A 19,489-nucleotide genomic window follows, 5' to 3' on the forward strand; every position below is an offset into this window, starting at 1 on the left:
AATCGTTGGGTTTATCTTGATGGGCTCGCTTTGCATGATCTTTTCGGTTTGGTTCGTCCCTATGACTTCGCTCCCCATTTTAAGTTCGCCCCAACCCGCTGACGATCAACCGGGTGCGGCACGTAGGTCGAGCAAGCCTCATTGGCTCGATTTGACGGAAGACCAACTCATAGAATGGTTAAGTGATCGGGGTCACCCCAAGTTTCGCGCCAAACAAATCCGCCGATGGGTTTATACGGGACGGGCCGAGACGTTCGAACAGATGACCGATCTGCCCGCCAAGTTGCGGGCGGATTTGGCGGACGCGTTCGAATTGTTCACCGGCAGTCAGGCGTGCGTTTCCACGTCCCCCGATGGTACCGAAAAGATTCTAGTCCGCCTGCATGACGGGGGCGAAGTCGAATGTGTGCTGTTGAGAGACGGCGCTCGGCGAAGTATCTGCGTCAGCAGTCAGGTCGGTTGTGCGATGGGATGCGTGTTTTGCGCCAGCGGTCTCGACGGCGTGGATCGCAATCTCACCCGCGGCGAGATTCTCGAGCAAATGCTGCGACTGCAACATCGCTTACCCGCCGACGAGCGACTCAGTCATATCGTGATGATGGGCATGGGCGAGCCGCTCGCGAACTTGCCGGGAGTGCTCGGTGCGTTGGACGTCGCCCGCGACGAAAACGGACTCGGCATCAGCCCGCGACGGATCACGATCAGCACTGTGGGTTTGCCTCCGGCGATCGATAAGTTGGCGAAAGTGGGTATCCCCTATAATCTCGCGGTCAGCTTACACGCCCCCAACGATGAGCTTCGAAGTCGACTCGTTCCGGTCAATCGAAAGATCGGTATCGAACCGGTGCTCAGCGCCGCCGATCGATACTTTGAAAGTTCCGGACGGCGACTCACGTTCGAGTACGTGTTGCTCGGCGGAATTAACGACTCCGAACAATGCGCTCACGAGTTAACCGGAATCTTACGCGGTCGCTCGGTGATGATGAATGTGATCCCCTACAACCCGGTCGAAGGATTGCCGTATGTCACCCCGAGCAACCGATCCATCACGCGTTTCAAACAGATTCTTGAATCATCGGGGATCAACGTCAATTTCCGACAACGTAAGGGCAATGAAATCAATGCGGCCTGTGGTCAGTTAAGACGCAACCGTCAAAGCCCGCAGTCAGACTCGCACGCGTAAGCACGTCTAGTGAAGTGATTCGGTTTATGAGCCGTTTTGGTGCTAACGGTCTGTTGATTTAGTCGTAAACCGAATGACAACCATTAGCCGATGGGCGTTAACCCCGGTTAACGGCCGTGTAAACCGCCGCTAACGCGGTACGGCTAATTAAATCAACAGCCCGCTAGCGGGCTGTTGATTTAGTGCACGATTGGGCGTTTTCGTTTAACGGCAAGCCGCAGGCGTCTGCGTTCTCAAGCTCAGTCGCCTGCGGCTTGCCGTTAAACGATAAAATCAACAGCCCGCTAGCGCCCGAGCGGCTAATTAAGTTAAGCGGGAAGATTTCACCAGACGTGCTTAGGAGAGCTCGCACTCGTAGCTGGACTCGCAAGAGTTCAGTTGATTTCATAAAGAGAGTTTCTGCGATCAAAAGCGGTTTGATGTAATATTTTCAGGCCGTGAAACTACCCGTCTTCATCCGCGTTCACCCTTTCCATCCGTCTTCCGAATCGTCATGGGCTTTCATCGACGTTTCCGCAGGCCTTGTGTTTCACGAACAAGGCTTGCATTCGTGTCGGATATCTTGCTAGTGCTTAACGGAATTGGCTTGACTTCGGACCATCGATTGCAATCGTGTTCGCTGCAGTCAGTCGGCTCACCAGCCACTCAGGCCGATAAGCCAAGATCAGGATCGCGAAGCAGGAGCACACGATGCGAAAGACGATGCGAAAGAAAACTCGGAGTAAGCCAAAGTCGGCTCGTCGGCCGTCTCCCTTGGGATGGTTTCAAGCCTTGGTGGTGGGTGTCGGTTTTTACATCGTCAGCTTGGTCAGCGCCGAGCCGATGATGATCCCCCAAGTTCATGCTCAGACGACAACGCCCACGTTCCGACCGATCGGCAGCGGCAGTTTGGTGGACCAGTACGAGCGTCGTACCAATCCCAACCCGAATATTCGCCAAGTGGCGATGCAGTCGGGCGGATTCAGTCTACCTCAGGATGCCGTTGCTCCCCCTCAGGCAAACGTTCCCGCCAATCCATTGCCGCAGACATTCTCGCCGCCGGTTCAACCGTTGCGCCCGGCGGCTCCTGAGTTGCAGCCCGCCCCGGTTCCGCAGACACCGAGCGTAAGGTTACCGAACAACACTCCACTGCCCAACAACACTCCACTACCGAATAGCTCGCCGCTACGGAACAGCGTGCCGCCGGCGGGCAGCCCGATGCCTCGTCAACTGCCGATGAACGGCACGCTACCCTTGGCGGATTATCAACCGGTGCCTCCCCCGGAAATTTCCAACGGCGGATTCGCGACGATGGGCGACTGCCGGCTGATCTCGCCGCCGAGTAGTTACACCGCGATGAGTCCCTACGGGACCGCCGGTGATTGTGGGTGCGGTATTGCCCCGACCTCCTACGCCGGGCCGTACATACCACCGCCTGCGCAAATTGCCACTCCGGCAGCGATGCCTCCCCTGACGTCCGGGCCACTGGTTTCACCGGGAGGTGTCGTGGCTCCGGCCGCCGCTCCGGTGAAGAGTCTGGTTACTTTTGGTCAAGAGAATTACCCCGTTCAAGTCGGCCAAGGCCTTTGGGGCCAACCGGTCGCCTACGTGCCCGGACAGCGATTTCGCAATTGGCTGCGGTATCTTTCGTTCTAGCGTGGTGCTAACCCCGTTTCGGTATGAAATGTTCGGGTTAGCAGTTTTAGCACTAGAGGATTGTTGATTGAATCGTAACCCGAAGCGTGAGCGAGGGATATTCCGATAATCCCTCGCTTACGCATCGGGTTATGAATGATCTGGGCTCGCCGTAGGCATCGCCACCCATATCAGCTTGCAAGGCCCGAGGCTAGTGTCTACCGCTCAGTCGATTGCCTCAAGTCCACGGCATTCGACTCAGACTCTGCGGGAACGTGGGCCAAGACATTCAAAGCACACTGGCGGGTTTGACGGCGTGTTCCTTGACCAAACGTTTGACCAAGTCCGCGACCGTGATTCCGTCCGCTTCGGCGGCGAACGTCGGAACGATCCGGTGTCGCAGGACCGGCATGGCGAGTGCTTGGACGTCATCGATCGTGACGTGCGTTCGACCGTACAACAACGCCCGCGCCTTGGCGGCCAACACGAGTTGCTGACTCGCCCGAGGGCCGGGGCCCCACTGGATCCATTCACGAACCCATGGGGCAGCCTCGGGTTGATCCGGCCGCGCGTCGCGAACTAGATCGATGACCCAATCTTTCACGTGCTGCGGAAGCGGTACGCGTCGAACAAGCGATTGGAAATGAACAATGTCCGCACCGCTGATCACGTGTTGAACGTCCAACGATTCGCCCGATGTGGTGCGATCGACGATCGCGGCTTCCTCATCGCGACTCGGATAAGACACCACGACGTGGAACAAAAACCGATCCCGTTGTGCCTCCGGCAGTGGATACGTTCCTTCTTGTTCGATCGGGTTTTGAGTGGCTAAGACAAAGAACGGTTCGGACAGCGGAAAAGTTTGACCGCCGGCGGTTACTTCATGTTCTTGCATCGCTTCGAGCAGCGCCGCTTGAGTTTTTGGCGGTGTTCGGTTGATCTCGTCGGCGAGCAACATTTGTGTGAAGATCGGTCCCTTGCGAAACACCATCTCGCGACGACCGGTCTCATGATCTTCTTGAATGATGTCCGTGCCAGTGATGTCGCCGGGCATCAAGTCGGGGGTGAACTGAATCCGTCGAAACTCAAGGCTCATGCTCGACGCAAGCGTCCGGACCATCAACGTTTTGGCCAGCCCGGGGACACCTTCGAGCAAGCAATGTCCGCGAGCTAAGATCGAGATCAATAGTTGTTCGACGACTTCGTCTTGCCCGACGACGATGCGACTGACCTGTTGTTTGACCTGGTTCACACTGCGAATCAATTCAGCCGCCGAGGCCACGTCGCCAGGAGTCAATGCATTGCCGCCTGAACGCGCGCCGGTCGCATCCCCAGACGGATTGTCACGGTGAACAGAATGAGAGTTTTCACGAGGCGGAGGGGTAACCATCAGAATGATTCGCATCAGGAGGGTGAGGCAATAGCAGATCGCTGATTATAACCGTTGGCCGGCCGATATGCGGAGCGGGAAATGAAAACGAGCCCCCTGCGAAGTCTCAGCCCGAATCATCGACCTGAATGTCTTGGTACGCCGCAACTGTCATCCGGGCTAGCGGGCTGTTGATTTAGTGCACGATTGGGCGTTTTCGTTTAACGGCAAGCCGCAGGCGTCTGCGTTCTCAAGCTCTATCGCCTGCGGCTTGCCGTTAAACGACTAAATCAACAGCCCGCTAGAGCCATCCGGCTCAGAACGCCCAGGTGACGTTGGTCCGAAACCATTCCACCCAACGTTCCCAAGTCGATCGGTTCGACAAATACAATCGCACCGGGACGATCATCCGAGTCGGCAACGGATTCGTCAAATCATCGGATTCATCGATCGCAACACGCACTTCGTAGTGCGTCGATCGGGGGGCTCGACCTCGATCGGTAAGTGGTTGACCCATCGGATCGGTCAAGATCCACTTTGCGGTGACGAGCTCGGGAGGTAATTCGTCGACCGGATTTTGGGAGACGTCCACAATCGTCCCGGTCAGCGAACCGCTCGCCAGCGACGGCAAACACGCCGTTGCCGTTTGGTTCAACCGCACCAAGTCGATCTGGTCTCCGGGAATGAATACCGACACGACCCGGCGTCGATGATCACCGACACGGCCGAGTAGCGTGCCCCGTTCGATGACCGCGTTGTCGTTGAATTTGTCTAAAGGCAGATCGACCCACGTCGAGCGGTGTGTTGTGTCAAAACCGTGGAACGATTCTTTTCGAGTGGGCTCAAATAATCGTTCCGATTGAGACCAAGTCGTTCTCAACCGGTCGGCTTGGCGTGACAGAACGGCCTCGCGTGCTTTAGCCGATTCGAGTCGTTTTCGCAACGTCGGCAAGGTCGAGGAGATTGACGGCTGATCGAATCGACTCAATTCGAGTGAACGCAAACCGATTGTCAATTCCTCGACCAACCCGCGTGCTTTCAACAGATCCATTTCCAACGACCAGTCTGTCTGCTCGGTGTGGTCATTGCTCGATTGAATCGTTCCCGTCGCCGGCGAATAAACGTTGCGTTCGTCCATGGCCTTCACGATCCCTCCTCCGCGGAAAGTCTGGGGGAAAGGTAATGCCAAGACGAAAACGGATAAGCCGGCGAAAGCGATCGCTCTCATTCGCCGGGTTACCAGCTCGGTGCCGATTGAGAACCATCGCCGAAGCATCAGCCATCCGATCCAGATTGCGACCGGCAACGCCGCCCCGACACCAATCCAAGCCGTGATCCAGCGGCCGATCACCCACAGCAATACGCCGATCACAAAGAAACGGTACAGCCCACTCAAGATGGCGTACACAACCAGTCCCCACCGCGGTCGCCATGGCTCGCGATCGATGGCCCACTCTCGCAGCGCTGCCGAGGCTTCGGCAGATAGATTGGGCACGCCCCACCAATCTGAAAGGATGAAATAGCCATCGTATCGCAACAGCGGATTCGCATTGACGATCAATGTGCTCACCGAGGCTACGATGACCAGCATCGCAGCAAGATCGTGCACCCATCCCGAATGCGTCGATACCCAAACCAACACCGCGATCGAGGCAACGATCCATTCGGCAATCATTCCAGCCGCTGAAACTGCGATCCGAGACCAACGGTCGCGAATCAGCCAAGCGTCGCTGACATCACAGTACAAGCAGGGAACGCCGAACAGGAACATCAATCCCATCTCGCGGCAACGTCCACCCAACGAGTGACACGCCAAGCCGTGTGCCAATTCGTGGACGATTTTGATGATCGCCACCGCGAACAGGAACGTCAGCCAAGTCGATCCGGAGACCACGCCGAGTTGATAGGTTGCTCGTGAGACATCAGCAACGAATGCATCAAGATGAAACAATACCAATAGGACGGATACAACAACCATCGCGAAACCAACTCGGTACTGGAACCAGTTTCTGTACCGGAGAATACGATCGAGACTTTGCGAAGGATCGAATCCCGGAACCCGAATCGCCAGTGGGTTAGACAATGCCATTCCACGACGTCTCTCGGAAACGGGCTGGATCGACTGCGGATGGCCAACGATCAGTCCTTGCTTTGCCGCATGAGCGAAAAATGGTTCGGTCTGATCTCGGTTTCCGTCGTGCGTTTGTCCCTCCACTAATCGCCCAAGATCGGGCAGTGACTTCAAGAGAGACCATTCGTGTTGCTCGAAGAAAAAAAATTGATCGGAACGTGGTTCTTTTACCACCCAGACGTTGCGATCAACCAACTCGATCTCGCGAACGATCAAACCGTCGGCAAGACGCATCAATCCGTCTCCATGATCAGTTTCGCGCGGTATCCTGGACGGACGCGTTCGCCGGGGTTGTCGAACTCGATCCAAAAGCGAACTTCGCCGGTGACCGGATCCACTTCAGGACTCACGAATCGAGATTGTCCCTTAATCTGGACTGAAGAACCGTCGGGCATGTCGACGGCGATGCGAACGGTGGGTTCATCACGGAGCCGATCGGACGTGGCGGCTGGGGCAAAGCCTTCGACGCGTAATCGAGTCAAGCTGATCACGCGAGCGACCAAGTCACCCGGGCGAACCCAGTCGCCGGGACGAACGGCGACGGCAACGGCGCGACCGGCGATCGGCGATCGGATTTGGCGATCGGCGGCTTCGACTTCCGCGAGTTGCCGATTCAGGCGTTTGATTGCAACTTCCAATTCGAGAATCGTTCGCTCGGATTCGGCAGCGGCGATCTCGATCGTGGCGGACTCGAGTTGCGATCGCCCCGTTTCCGCAGCCATTTCTCCCAGGCGTGCTTCCAACTCGGCGATCTGATTCTGAAAGCGGGCCTCCTGGGATTCCAATTCAGAACGCTCGTAGGCAAGGCGAAGCGACTCCAGTTCGGATTCAGAGACCGAGTCGGTGAAATTTTCCCTTGCCGTCCGTGCGCGTTCCCACTCGTTCTTGGCTGCGGCTTCCGCCTTTTCGGCGGCCAACACTTTCAACTCATTGGCGGCGCGGCGCCGATCGATTTCCAATCGAATCGCCTGTTCACTGACACGGTGTCGCTGGGTTGCCGCCGCTGATCGGGCGGCATCGATTCGATGAGAATGCTTCACGGCAGATTCGGCGATTGCCAAGTCCTGTGCAGCGAGTTGTTCATGGATTTGCACACGTCGATCGTCCAACTTCGCGACCAATTCGTTTTCTTGCAGCAACTGACCTTCCTCAATTGACACTTCTTCGACGGGCCCTTCCACACGCGAAACGATGACGGCTTCGTCGACCAACGCCACCACGAGCCCGTCGATCGTTGCCGTCCAACCGTCCGAAGCGAGTACGATTGTCAATCCGATCAACGTGACGATCCGATTCCATCGAGAAACGCTGATTACCATCCCCAACTCCGAATGACTTCGACAACGGGCCGAAAGAAAACGAATCCCAACGGACGCGTTCCAAAAGAAAGATGTCCCACGACCGGCGCGCCCGTGCGAAACTCGTCGACCGGCAAGGAGCCGGTGCCTGAATCAAGCGACACGGTGATGGGAACAAAACCATTGCCGTCGTGTCGATAGTGCACTGTGTTTCCGATCTGTGCGACTTGTCCGGTGAATGATCGCGACGGGTTTGAACGCAAACGCAACGCGACGGTTAAGGGGCCCGTGTCATCCGCGTTTGTTCCCGGCAGGTATCCGAATGCGTCGCTAGGTAAGTCGATGACCGCCCGGCAACCTGCGGTCGGATCGATCACGCTCATCAACCATTGGCTTTGCATGACGTGCTGTCCAACGAGTGTGGACTGCGATTCGCGAATGACCACGCTGCCGCTGTTCGTTGCCCGGATCGTTAACGATGCGTGAACTTGATCGATCAGTTCGACTTGGCGTTCCAAAGACGCGATCCGAACCCTCAGGACGGCTGTTTGGCTTGACGCGTTGGCCGAGCGATCCGACGACACGCTGGTCGAGTCATCCGTCGGGGTGGGGCTCGATGTGCTGCGTCTGGGCGTGATCCGAAGGGACGACAATTCGGTTTGAGCGGCCAGAAGTTCTCCGCGAAGCCGATCCCGCTGCAACTCAATTTCGGGGCTGTCGATGCGAGCCAACACGTCGCCCTTTCGGATCGTTTGTGAATCACGAACCTCGAGGGAAACTAAATTGCCGGCCGAAGGAGCGAAGATGCCGACTTGTTCGACCGGCATCACACTTCCCTCAATCGCGATTCGAAAAGGAACCGGAACGAATAAGGCAGCCGCGGTAACAACCAGCAACCAAACCGCTCTCTTAAAGTTCGTGGACCGTGCTCGGCGAGGATCTGAACTTGAACCGGTTGATTCAAGATATCGTCGTTTTAAGTAGACGGTCGCCACGCAATCGGTTGCGGCGTCGATGAAAGACTCTTGCCAGGGCAATAGTGGTTGACCAATGGAGTCTTCTACTTTGAATACAATCGAGTCTCGATTCGTCAGCCGATAACGTGCCAGTGCGACCGACTCGATTTGGGAGTGGACTCCACCCGCGGCCGAATCAAGATTCTCTGATGAGCCAGTGCATCCGAGGCGGACCGAGCGGGATGGTGTCTCGAGTGCAAAACGTCCTTCTTTCCCGGTGACTTCGGCGATGGTCTGTTCCACGAAACGGTAGAAATCGTCCGCGTCCGCCTCGTCTTCCCCGGCTCGACGCGACCATGCCTCCAATCTTTCCAGGTGCTCAGCAGCCGATTGGCAATCCGAGTCGTTTGGGGTGGAGGAAGGCGACATCAGGTGATCGGGTATAGGATGAGCGATGGCGGCGTCTGAACTGGAAAGGTTCTCAGTTCGAAGCTCCATTTTACTGTCCAATCGAATGATCACCTGACGCCGGACGCGGTTTTTGTGTGATCGCCAAGATAGTCAATCGGATCGTTCAGGTTATATCGAGTGGGCCTGCAATAATCTGCAGGTTGACTGCAATCGATTGCAGTCGGCGATGTGCTCTAGCCAGGGTCGTCGTGGATGTGTCAGATATTGGAGACTTCCGATCTTACCTTCGAATCCGGTTTTAGGTGGGTTCCTTGAATGATCGGGGCAGGCGGTCGATTCACGCCGGGATTCACGCAGCCATTGGCACAGCCCGTGCTTTGCGGGAAGCTTCGCAATTTCTGCCAACCTGATTTGCTAACATGTCCTCATCGACGTCATCCGCCACGCCCGCCGACGCAACCAAAGAATCGGAAAGTTCTCCGCCTGCCGATCTGCGCATCGACCGGATTGAACACGCGATTGAACACGCCAAGCATTATTTGCCGGCACAGGGGCCGATCTCGATCTTTGTGCATCACAATACCTTGCACGCTTTCGAAGACTTACCGTTCGACAAAGCGGTCATTGAAGGTGGACGCCATTATCATTGCGAACCTTATCTTAGCGAAGAGCGATATCGGGACGAACTGAGTCGCGGTCGGATCACGCTCAATGATCTCCGCGAAGTGTTGATGGACGATCTCGGTGATGACGCCGACACGTTGGTGTCGGCCTTTGGGACTCGCTACACGTTGCGTTTAGCGATGTTGCAGATGACGGTCCACAGTGTTCCGGAAGCCGAGCTGAAATGGTTACTTGCCGAGACTGACGTACTGCGAAACTTCCGCGCCGAGATATCGCCGCAACGTCGTGAGAAGACGATCAACCAAACGCGAAGTTGGGTGATGCGACATGTGAATGTCAACTCGGCCGAGCAACCGAACCCCGAATCGACGCCGCCGCTTCCTGATACCATTCGTCGGGCGATCGAAGGCTTTGACGCGAATGCGATCGAGCTTTGGTCGGACGCGACTTGGGAATCGTTCGTGCTTCATGCCCTTTGGCAAATTTGCCGCCACGGAGTCGAGGTCGTCGACCTCCATGCGGCGCGACCGACGGCATCAATCGGGATTGGTGATCAGGTTCTCCGCGCGACGGGCGAGAACATTGATTCGAAGGTCAACGAAATACTGATCCGGTTTTGTGGCAGTTTTCTGGACCAGGGTTTCGCCGATTGGACATTGCCGGATCGCGAAAAGGGTTTTGCCCGATCTTTCGCGACATTGTTTGGCGGTGCGATGACGATCAAACCGAACTGGCTCAAGGGAATCCGCCACGAGATGCGAACGATCTTGCAAGGCAACTTCGATCCACTCGCATCGATCGCGGCTTCCCTCGTTGAACTCGAAGTGAACGATGTCGAACAAGCCATTGAGTCCGCGTTGATGGGGTTGCGGGGTTGGACCGGAATGATTTGGCAGATGGAATCGTCCACGCCGTTTCTTCCTCACCCGATTCCCTCTGGATCGCTCAATGAATACTTGGCGATTCGATTGATTTTGCAGCGTTACGCGATTGTGGACCTTGGTCGACGACGCTTTGGGTCGAGTGACCTTTCACAGATACTGTCGCGACTTCGAAAGAAGCCTGATCGCCATCAAGGGGCATCGATCGACGAACGCACCTATCGGATCTTTCAATTGGCGCAAGTCGGCGGTTGGACACCCGAGCAACTGATCGATATGTCGGTGGAACAATGGCAATGCTTGATTAACGAGATCGAATCATTCTCGTCCATACAGCGGCGTCGGATCCTGCATGCGGCCTATGAACGTAACTACGCAGTTTCTGCACTCGATGCATTGACGATTCATGCCAGACAACGCCACGATAAGTTGACGGCTAAGAAATCGGTGCCCGCTTATGTGGCGATCTTTTGTATCGATGACCGCGAAGAATCATTCCGACGTCATTTGGAGGAAGTCGATCCGGCTTGCCAAACCGCTTCGGCGGCTGGTTTTTTTGCGGTCGCGATGTACTACCAAGGGGCCGATCATGCCCACTTCCGTCCATTGTGTCCGGCCATAGTGACGCCGCAACACTATGTTCGCGAAGAACCGATGTTTTCGGCCGCCGACGTCAGTGAGAAGCGAGCCCAGCGGCGTCGTCGGATCGGTTGGTTTGCACACCAAGTTCATTCAGGATCACGGACGTTGATCGGCGGTTGGGTGACCGGTGTGTTTGGTGCGATTGCCACCTTTCCGATGGTCGCGAGAATCATGGCACCACGTCTGACTTCACGCATTCGAGAAGCAACCAGTGTGCTCGTCCGCCCGCCGGCAACTGAATTGCATCTCGAACGAACCTCGCCAACGCCTGGATCGGCTCCGGAGTCGCTCGGTTACAGTCTTGATGAAATGGCAACGATTGTCGTTCGCATTCTCGAAGACATCGGGATGACCCAAGACTTTCCTCCGATCATCGTGTTTTTCGGTCACGGCAGCAGTTCGCTCAATAACCCACATGAATCGGCATACAATTGTGGGGCGTGCAGTGGCGGACGTGGCGGACCCAACGCGCGAGCGTTCGCGATGATGGCGAACGATCGACGCGTTCGAAGACTGGTGGCCGATCGAGGGATCGATTTGCGAGACGATGTCTGTTTCGTCGGTGCGTATCACAATACTTGCAATGATCACGTCGAGTACTACGATCTCGACTTGCTGCCGCGAACTCATCGTGCATTGTTCCGACGGATCGAAGCGAATATCAACGAGACTCGCCGCCGTAATGCTCACGAACGATGTCGCCGATTCGAGTCCGCGCCTTTAAGTGTCACGCCTGAGGAAGCACTCGAGCACGTGGAAGAACGAGCCGAGGACCTCTCGCAAGCGCGGCCGGAATACAATCACGCGACCAATGCCTTGGTGACGGTCGGACGGCGAGAATGGACGCGTGGTTTGTACATGGACCGCCGAGTCTTCTTGACGCAGTACGATCCGTCGGTCGATGATGAGGAGTGCCGCGTTTTGACGCGGATCTTGCAGGCGGCCATTCCTGTTTGTGCCGGGATCAGCTTGGAATACTATTTCTCGTCCGTCGATGTGGAAGGCTACGGATGTGGTTCCAAGTTGCCTCACAATATCGTCGCGATGGTCGGCGTGATGACCGGCGCGGCCAGCGATCTGCGACCGGGATTATCGCAGCAAATGATCGAGATTCATGAGCCGATGCGGATTTTGTTCGTCATCGAAACCACCCCCGCCAAACTGGATCGAATCATCCAATCCAATCCCGGGATCGCGCGTCTCGTTCAAGGCAACTGGGTTCAAGTCGCGGTGATCGATCCCGATACCGCCACGATCCAACGTTACGTTAATGGTCGCTACGTGCCTCACTTGATTGAAAACAAGTCACTTCCCACGACAGCCTCTTCGATGGACTGGTACCGTGGACAGCGAAGTCATCTCCCCTTCGCCTCAATCTCAAAAACTTAAACGTTAGGAAACGTTCAGCAAAACTTCGGCATTTGAAGCAAACCATCAAATCGGAACCCGACGCGTCAGCGAGGGATGCGCCGTTGAACTCGATCCCTCGCTGACGCGTCGGGTTAAGAAATCAGGAAGTTATTTCCGAGCGCTTACGTAAACCTCCAAATTTAAACCTAAACCGAATGACCAGCACCGATACCATCCTTCAACTACTCGGCACGGCGGTCGTCGCGAGTCCGTTGTTGCTTCTTGCGGTATTGGGCGGCACCGCGATGTTCCAGCGTCCCCTCGGCGAGGCGTCGATTTCGCGATGGACGCAAGCCGCAGTTCTGTTCTCATTGCTTCCCGCAATTGGGATACTGATCATCATGTTGGCGACGGGCATTCGCAACGTTCCGATCGAATTGGGGAATTGGGTCACGATTCCGGAACAGCAGTTTCATTTCCATTTGAAATTTGTTTTCGATCGACTCAGCATTCCGTTCTTAATGCTCTCGTGCGTCCTGTGCGGTGTCGTCGGTGAGTTCACCCGGCGTTACCTGCATCGCGAGGATGGATACGCGAGATTCTTTTTGTTTTATGCGATGTTTTTTTCTGGAATGGTTTTGTCATCGTTGGCGGGAACGATCGAAACCCTTTTCGTAGGTTGGGAGATGGTGGGTTTGTCGTCCGCGTTGCTGGTCGCGTACTTCCATGAACGCGAGAATCCGGTTCGAAACGGACAGCGGGTTTGGTCGATTTATCGTTTGTCTGATGCCGCTTTGTTGATTGCCGCAATCACCATGCACCATATGGTCGGTGAAGGAGATTTCGGTGGTTTGATGAGTTCCGGGATTTGGCCGGAAGGCACCGCCGCCGTGACACCGGGGCAGGCGCTTTTGGTTGGAACGTTGTTGCTGATCGGCGCGGCGGGCAAGTCGGCGTTGTTTCCGTTCAGCGGCTGGTTACCCCGAGCGATGGAAGGGCCGACGCCTTCGAGTGCGATCTTTTACGGTGCGTTGTCCGTTCACTTGGGTGCCTATCTGTTGTTGCGACTGAGTCCGTTGATCGAAGCGTCGCTAACGCTTCAGGTTATGATCGTCGCCTTGGGGGCGGTGTCGGCAATTTGTGGTGCGTTAATGTCACGGGTTCAGAGCGACGTGAAGGTTTCGCTCGCCTACGCTTCACTGACCCAAGTCGGCATCATCGTCGTCGAGATTGGATTGGGGCTTCGTTATTTAGCATTGATTCACATCATGGGGCACGCTTCGCTGCGAACGATGCAGCTTCTGCGAGCCCCGACGCTGCTCAAAGACTACAGCGATTTGGAAAACAAGATGGGAGGTCGTCTCGTTCACGAAGCGTGGGCCGGAGCAAGTTACCTGCCATCGAGCGTTCAGCAGTGGTGCTATCGATTTGGTTTCGATCGTGGATTTATGGACATCGCACTGGACAAATGGGTGTCGATTCCGTTTGCAAATCTATTCGGTTGGTTCGATCGGATCGAGCGTCGCATCACCGATCGTCTGTCCCATGAACCTTCTCGGGAATCCGATTTCATTGACGCGCATCCCGAAGAATTGAGAGACGCAGCTTAAACATGAGCGAACTTCATTTTCCCTGGATTGAAACCTCGATCCTTGTCCCGTTGCTCGGTGCGGTGTGGTTGCATCTGATCGGTAACCAACCGTACGTATTGAAACACGCGATCGCGATTTGCGGCTTGACCCTCGTCTTGACCGTGGGTGAGTTAATTGACTTCGTGTTAATGGGGGCGTTCGAAGCCCATGATCATTGGCCGTTCGTTGATTGGATTTTCCCACCCGATGTATTTGTAGTTGATGAGTTGAGTGCGTTTCAATTGCCGCTGGCTGCCTTGATTTTTCTGGTGACGGTGATGTCGACGCTGCGAACCAAAGCACCGCGGTTCTCGCTCAAGCTTGCGTTGGTTTCAGAAACACTCGTATTGGCGACGTTCAATTGTCGTGCGTCGTGGGCGCTCGTCGCATTGTTGATTTGTTCCACGGTGCCTCCTTATTTGGAATTGAAGGCTCGCCAGCGATGCACTCGCATTTATGCACTTCACATGTCGTTGTTCGCCGGTCTGTTGATTGTCGGATACGCCTTGCTGTCGATGATTGATCCTAACGACAAGTCGGCCGTGTTGATTCCCGGGGCGCTGTTAACCGGGGCAGCCTTGATTCGCAGCGGTATCTTTCCGTTGCACCTGTGGATGACCGACTTGTTCGAGAAAGCGACCTTCGGAACCGCCATTCTCTATACAACGCCGTTGGTCGGCGCGTATGCCGTGATGCGATTGGTCTTGCCGATCGCGCCATCGTGGGCATTGCAAAGCATCGCGGTACTGTCATTAACGACTGCGGTCTACGCCGGTGCGATGGCAATCGTGCAATCCGAGGCCCGGCGAATGTTTTGCTTTCTGCTGCTCAGCCAGTCTTCGCTCGTGTTGGTTGGACTGGAGCTGGTCACGCCGATCGGATTGACCGGGGCACTTTGTCTGTGGTTGTCGGTCGGGATGTCGTTGACCGGTTTTGGAATTACGTTGCGGTGCATCGAAGCAAGAATCTCGAGGATCTCGCTCCTTGATTTTCACGGACTCTATCGGCAGATGCCCAGTTTGGCCGGGTTCTTTCTCTTGACAGGACTCGGAGCGATCGGGTTTCCCGCTACGATCGGTTTCGTTGGAATGGAGCTACTGATCGAAGGTGCGGTCGACGTGTATCCGCTCGTCGGAACGATGGTTGTGATCGCGGCGGCGTTTTGCGGCATCACGGTTTTGATGGCGTACTTTCGAATTTTTACCGGCGTTTCGAATCGTTCGCTGGTGCCGATGCACGCGCGGCCGGTCGAACGGATTGCGGTCTTGGTCTTGACCTTGCTAATTCTCGGCGGCGGTTTGTATCCACAGCCAGGCGTGGCTTCGCGGTACCATGCCGCTCATGAACTAACCGAGCAGCGAAAACGCAATTTCCCAGAGGAAGTTGTTCAACACCGCGAGAGCCAACACCACCACGGCGATGGGGACCATCTCAATGAAGCGGCCCAATAATGGAGCGTCAAATTTTAGTTTTGGGGTGAGCCGAACGTGCAGGGTGCTGTTGATTTGATCGTAACCCGCTGCGTAAGCGAGGGATGAGTCCATATCAATGATCCCTCGCTTACGCAGCGGGTTACTAAAAAAAGCGCAAACTTCAGAATGCGTAAGCGAGGGATCGAACGCCATTGAGTTTTCTGTAAATATCCCTCGCTAATCGGTCTGTTGATTTAGTCCTCATCAAAACCCGAAGCGTGAGCGAGGGATATTTACAAAGGACTTAATGGCGATGAATCCCTCGCTCACGCTTCGGGTTACGATTAAATCAACACGCCGTAGTGCGTCGGGTTACGATGGAGGCTAAATCAACAAGCCGATAGCGGCGTGTTAGCAACTCAGGAAGTTAATTCCAAACACTTTGTCAGTGCGGGACGGGGCAGGTCGCCGGAGGCGGTGGAGTCGAAGGCATGCCAGCCGAAGGTGCTCTTAGTTCCAGTTCCAACATCGTTCCATCGGCGGGCTTGGTGGAAACCCCCGCTTTGACTTCGTAATCCTGACGAACGGCGGAAAAGCGAAACATTTTGACAAAGGCACCGACGACCAAGGCGACTTCCAACTGCCCGAGATGTTTGCCCGGACAAACTCGCGAGCCGTGGCCAAAGCCGAAGTGCAAAAAATCTTTGGATTTCTCTTTGTTGTCCGCAATGGTCTGCCATCGCTGAGGTTCAAAGACCGTTGCCGAGTATCCCGTCGGTTGTTCGCCCCAGTGATCGGGATGACGATTGGCATGCCAGATGTCCAACAGCACATGGGTTTTTGCCGGAATATCCATCGTGCGCCCGTCGGCGGTCTCGACGCGTGTTGTGCCGTTCGCCCGCCGCGGCAGAAAGTAAAGCGACGGCGTCAGCCGCAAAGTTTCTTCGAGCACCGCGTTTAGGTTTTTGGCTCCGATCAGTCGGGCAGGTGTGAACTCATCGATCAGACTGACTTCCTCGTACACACGCTCTTGCCACGACTGGTTTCTCGCCAGGTGAGAGATCGCCCAGGTGGCATACGAGGTGGTTGCTTCCAATGCACCCGCAAGAAACACTTTGATGTTGCTACGCAGCGCCGCATCAGGAGCTTCCACGTTGAACTTTTTCCACATGCCACTGTTGGTTTGGCGGGCCGCCAAGACTAGGTCGGTCAGTTCCTCAAATGTTTCGAAATCGCGATTGGCTTGAGCATAACGTTGGCTAAATGGGGCCAACCACGAGCGTCTCAATCCGACTTGATTGATGACCGTGTCACGTACGATATGGTCAATGATTCGTTGTAGCGACGGAACGTAGACGTCCCGCAACGCGGCATATTCGATCGAAGTTCCAAAGAAACAACGAACCAGCATTTCGAGCATCAGAGCCTGGATTTCCGGTTCCATCGCCAATTGCACGCGAGTCGTTCCGGTACCGCTCAAGTGATTTCGGAGGGCCACCAAACGCTCTCGCACGGTGGATCGAAAGGTGTGTTCAAATTCGCCGAAGACCTCGACTTGGAATAAAGCAGTCTTTCCAAACGGTGATGCCGATGCTTTGCGTTGACGTCGCCACGACGAGCCATTACCGAACAGCAGCGTGTCCTCGCCGGTGGCCCGCGCGATTCCGGTTGACGGCAACGGATCGCGATCAAATTGTCCATCGCGGTCACCGGTGGCCGTCAGGATCGCTCGGATCACGCCGGGATCGCGGCTGACCAGCACCGGCGGAAATCCTGGGACATCCAGATAGCGGTTATGACGCCCCGCTCCGTCTTCGTCGTCGGCCCCATGGAAATAGGTTTCGAGAATCTCAATGGGATGGTGGTAATTCCAAGGGTGGGGAAAAGGCAAACAGGGCCGACCGGATTGAAACAGCACCGGCACGCGACTGGGCTGACAATCCCCACCGAACGGATTGGTTCGGCTGATCTGTTGGCCCAGTCGCCCGACCCAACTCGTGTCTTTGATGGTTGCTTGTTTCGGCGAAGTGTCAGCGTCGGTAAGCATAGCCGCGTTCCGAAATGGAGGATGGGACGACAATAAAGGATGAGGCGGCAAGATCTCAGGCCGTTCGATTCGCATCAATGCAAGGGGAGATAAGTTGACTTCGTGCCGCGTCAACGCTAGTCTATGGAGCGGTAGCCGATATTCAAAACCGTTATCCACGAAAAACGCAGGCGGCGTTCAAACGGGGATTGTGGCCGAATGTACACTAGTCAGATCCGTAGGCGTTACCACCTCATTTCCCTTTCCAAATTTTTCGTATCGGGTTCATAACAATGAAGAATCGAATAGGCCGTGGCGGGTTTACTCTTGTCGAGTTGCTCGTCGTGATTGCCATTATTGGAGTTCTGGTGGGGCTACTTTTGCCCGCCGTCCAGGCCGCCCGCGAGGCAGCCCGTCGGATGAGTTGCAGCAACAATTTTAAGCAAATTGGGTTGGCGATTCACAACTACCACGCCGCCTACGATCAATTGCCGAGGCATGCTACTGGCACGTGGAATGATGCCGCGATGGATGCATGGACCCACGTGGACACCAATAACTCGGGTTCGTTGAGCATGCTGGTTGGCTTAACACCGTTCTTCGAGCAACAGGCGTTGTGGGAGTCGATTAGCAATCCGAACCCGTCTCGAGTTGATGGCAATGCTGGGGCAGCAATCGGAACGCCAGCGAATCCATGGGTTGCGATGGGGCCGCGAGCTACCCAGGGTCAATACATCCCGTGGGCGACGGACATCCCGTCACTGCGATGTCCTTCCGATCCGGGAGTAGGACTTCCGGCCCTCGGGAGAACGAACTATGCCGCTTGCATGGGAGATGGTTTTGACTCGATGTTTCAGAATCCCATTCGTTGGAGCAACGCGGGTGGGAGTCCCTTCGATGTCACATCGGGCGGAAAACAAACGCAGCAACGCTGGGCTCGCGGCGTGTTTGTCCATCGTGTCGATCAGAAATTTCGGGACATTCTTGATGGATTGGCCAACACAATCATGATGGGTGAGATCGCCACTGACCTCGGGGACAGCGATAATCGAACGCGGGTCAATCGAACGCAAACATTCCACACTGGGGACGGCGGAATCACTGTCTGCAAAAATTTGGGGCACATCGATCCCGCACGACCTCTGTTTTGGTGTTTAACAGGAACCGGTTGTACGGTCCCTACTGGCGAAGAAGCCGGTGGCGCGATTGAAGGTGCCAACAGCAATGCGAACCGAGGCATGATGTGGGCCTGGGCAAGGAATGCGTCAAGCGGATTTACCACCAATGCGCCTCCGAATTCACCTTACTGCGGCAACCGCTGGGCTGAAAATGGAGGCGCGATCACCGCGAGCAGCCGTCACCAAGGTGGTGCTCACGTATTAATGGGGGACGGTGCCGTGAAATTCATTACGGATTCGATCGAAGCAGGAAACCAGCGAAACGAGACGATGGTGGCCGGGCAGCAAAGTCCCTATGGGCTTTGGGGTTCGCTCGGTACGCGCGCGAGCAAAGAAGTCATCGGTTCTGAGTTTTAATCTGATCGAATGAATGAAGCCCGGTTGAGGCGGAGTCGCAAGACTTCTGCCTCCGCCGGGGAAGCCGGTGAACTCTTCAGTGGTCAGCTTCCACTCACATCGGTAACTACAGTATTTACCAGCTACGAATTCTAGCGTTTTAACGCTTTAACGTTTTTCCAAAATTGAAATTGAAACACATGAAGAACTGTCTGTTGATTGTCGTCTGTTTTGGCCTGATCGTCATGAGCCAAGCTGGTTGTGGACGAGAAGCCTCCGTCGTACAACCCGCCGATGCCGAGCCGGTTGATTTAACTGCTCAAGCAGCCGAGGAGCACCCTGAAGAATACGCGAATATGGCGAATTCACAATAAGAACCTATCCGAAAAGGGGTCTGACCCTCTCCGGCGAGGCCAAAAACGCAGCCTAAATCGACTCACCTCCAAA

General features: G+C 55.5%; 12 protein-coding genes. 7 read left to right on the forward strand and 5 right to left on the reverse strand.

What is annotated here, in order from left to right:
• The first annotated feature begins 61 nt into the window (after positions 1–61).
• On the forward strand, positions 62–1,183 hold the full coding sequence (rlmN, locus tag Pla100_RS27775) for a 23S rRNA (adenine(2503)-C(2))-methyltransferase RlmN (protein ID WP_146582207.1): 1,122 nt from the start codon (positions 62–64) through the stop codon (positions 1,181–1,183).
• A gap of 702 nt (positions 1,184–1,885) precedes the next feature.
• A complete protein-coding gene (locus Pla100_RS27785) occupies positions 1,886–2,818 on the forward strand; it encodes a hypothetical protein (protein WP_146582209.1) in 933 nt (310 codons plus the stop codon).
• 268 nt (positions 2,819–3,086) lie between these two features.
• On the opposite strand, the gene Pla100_RS27790 is transcribed toward Pla100_RS27785, so the two are convergent.
• The 4 genes from Pla100_RS27790 to Pla100_RS27805 all read right to left on the reverse strand — a co-directional run bounded on the left by Pla100_RS27790 (position 3,087) and on the right by Pla100_RS27805 (position 9,049).
• Positions 3,087–4,187 carry an AAA family ATPase gene (locus Pla100_RS27790; RefSeq protein ID WP_231603710.1) on the reverse strand — a complete coding sequence of 367 codons (1,101 nt, stop codon included), beginning with the start codon at positions 4,185–4,187 and terminating at the stop codon, positions 3,087–3,089.
• A 295-nt stretch (positions 4,188–4,482) separates the two neighbouring features.
• Positions 4,483–6,531: a hypothetical protein gene (locus tag Pla100_RS27795; RefSeq protein WP_146582211.1), complete on the reverse strand. Its 2,049-nt coding sequence runs from the start codon at positions 6,529–6,531 to the stop codon at positions 4,483–4,485.
• Complete coding sequence (locus Pla100_RS27800; protein WP_146582213.1) at positions 6,531–7,616, reverse strand: HlyD family secretion protein; 1,086 nt, start codon at positions 7,614–7,616, stop codon at positions 6,531–6,533. The genes Pla100_RS27795 and Pla100_RS27800 overlap by 1 nt, the downstream gene beginning before the upstream one ends.
• Complete coding sequence (locus tag Pla100_RS27805; RefSeq protein WP_146582215.1) at positions 7,610–9,049, reverse strand: efflux RND transporter periplasmic adaptor subunit; 1,440 nt, start codon at positions 9,047–9,049, stop codon at positions 7,610–7,612. Before Pla100_RS27805 ends, Pla100_RS27800 begins: the two co-directional genes overlap by 7 nt.
• 332 nt (positions 9,050–9,381) lie before the next feature.
• Here Pla100_RS27805 and Pla100_RS27810 point away from each other — a divergent pair, with 332 nt between their 5' ends.
• The 3 genes from Pla100_RS27810 to Pla100_RS27820 all read left to right on the forward strand — a co-directional run bounded on the left by Pla100_RS27810 (position 9,382) and on the right by Pla100_RS27820 (position 15,541).
• A complete protein-coding gene (locus Pla100_RS27810) occupies positions 9,382–12,498 on the forward strand; it encodes a DUF2309 domain-containing protein (RefSeq protein ID WP_146582217.1) in 3,117 nt (1,038 codons plus the stop codon).
• 176 nt (positions 12,499–12,674) lie between these two features.
• On the forward strand, positions 12,675–14,069 hold the full coding sequence (locus Pla100_RS27815) for a proton-conducting transporter transmembrane domain-containing protein (protein ID WP_146582219.1): 1,395 nt from the start codon (positions 12,675–12,677) through the stop codon (positions 14,067–14,069).
• 2 nt (positions 14,070–14,071) lie between these two features.
• Positions 14,072–15,541, forward strand: coding sequence for a proton-conducting transporter transmembrane domain-containing protein (locus tag Pla100_RS27820; RefSeq protein ID WP_146582220.1), 1,470 nt, complete (start codon positions 14,072–14,074; stop codon positions 15,539–15,541).
• Between the two features lie 406 nt (positions 15,542–15,947).
• On the opposite strand, the gene Pla100_RS27825 is transcribed toward Pla100_RS27820, so the two are convergent.
• On the reverse strand, positions 15,948–17,549 hold the full coding sequence (locus Pla100_RS27825; protein ID WP_146582222.1) for a cytochrome P450: 1,602 nt from the start codon (positions 17,547–17,549) through the stop codon (positions 15,948–15,950).
• 272 nt (positions 17,550–17,821) lie between these two features.
• On the opposite strand from Pla100_RS27825, the gene Pla100_RS27830 reads away from it, so the two are divergent.
• Positions 17,822–19,063 (forward strand): DUF1559 domain-containing protein, encoded by a 1,242-nt coding sequence (locus tag Pla100_RS27830; protein WP_146582224.1) that lies wholly within the window; start codon positions 17,822–17,824, stop codon positions 19,061–19,063.
• A gap of 179 nt (positions 19,064–19,242) precedes the next feature.
• Positions 19,243–19,416 (forward strand): hypothetical protein, encoded by a 174-nt coding sequence (locus tag Pla100_RS31295; RefSeq protein WP_197168295.1) that lies wholly within the window; start codon positions 19,243–19,245, stop codon positions 19,414–19,416.
• Positions 19,417–19,489: the final 73 nt, after the last annotated feature.

Origin of the sequence: Neorhodopirellula pilleata (assembly GCF_007859915.1) — a bacterium.
GTDB classification, from domain to species: Bacteria; Planctomycetota; Planctomycetia; order Pirellulales; family Pirellulaceae; genus Rhodopirellula; species Rhodopirellula pilleata.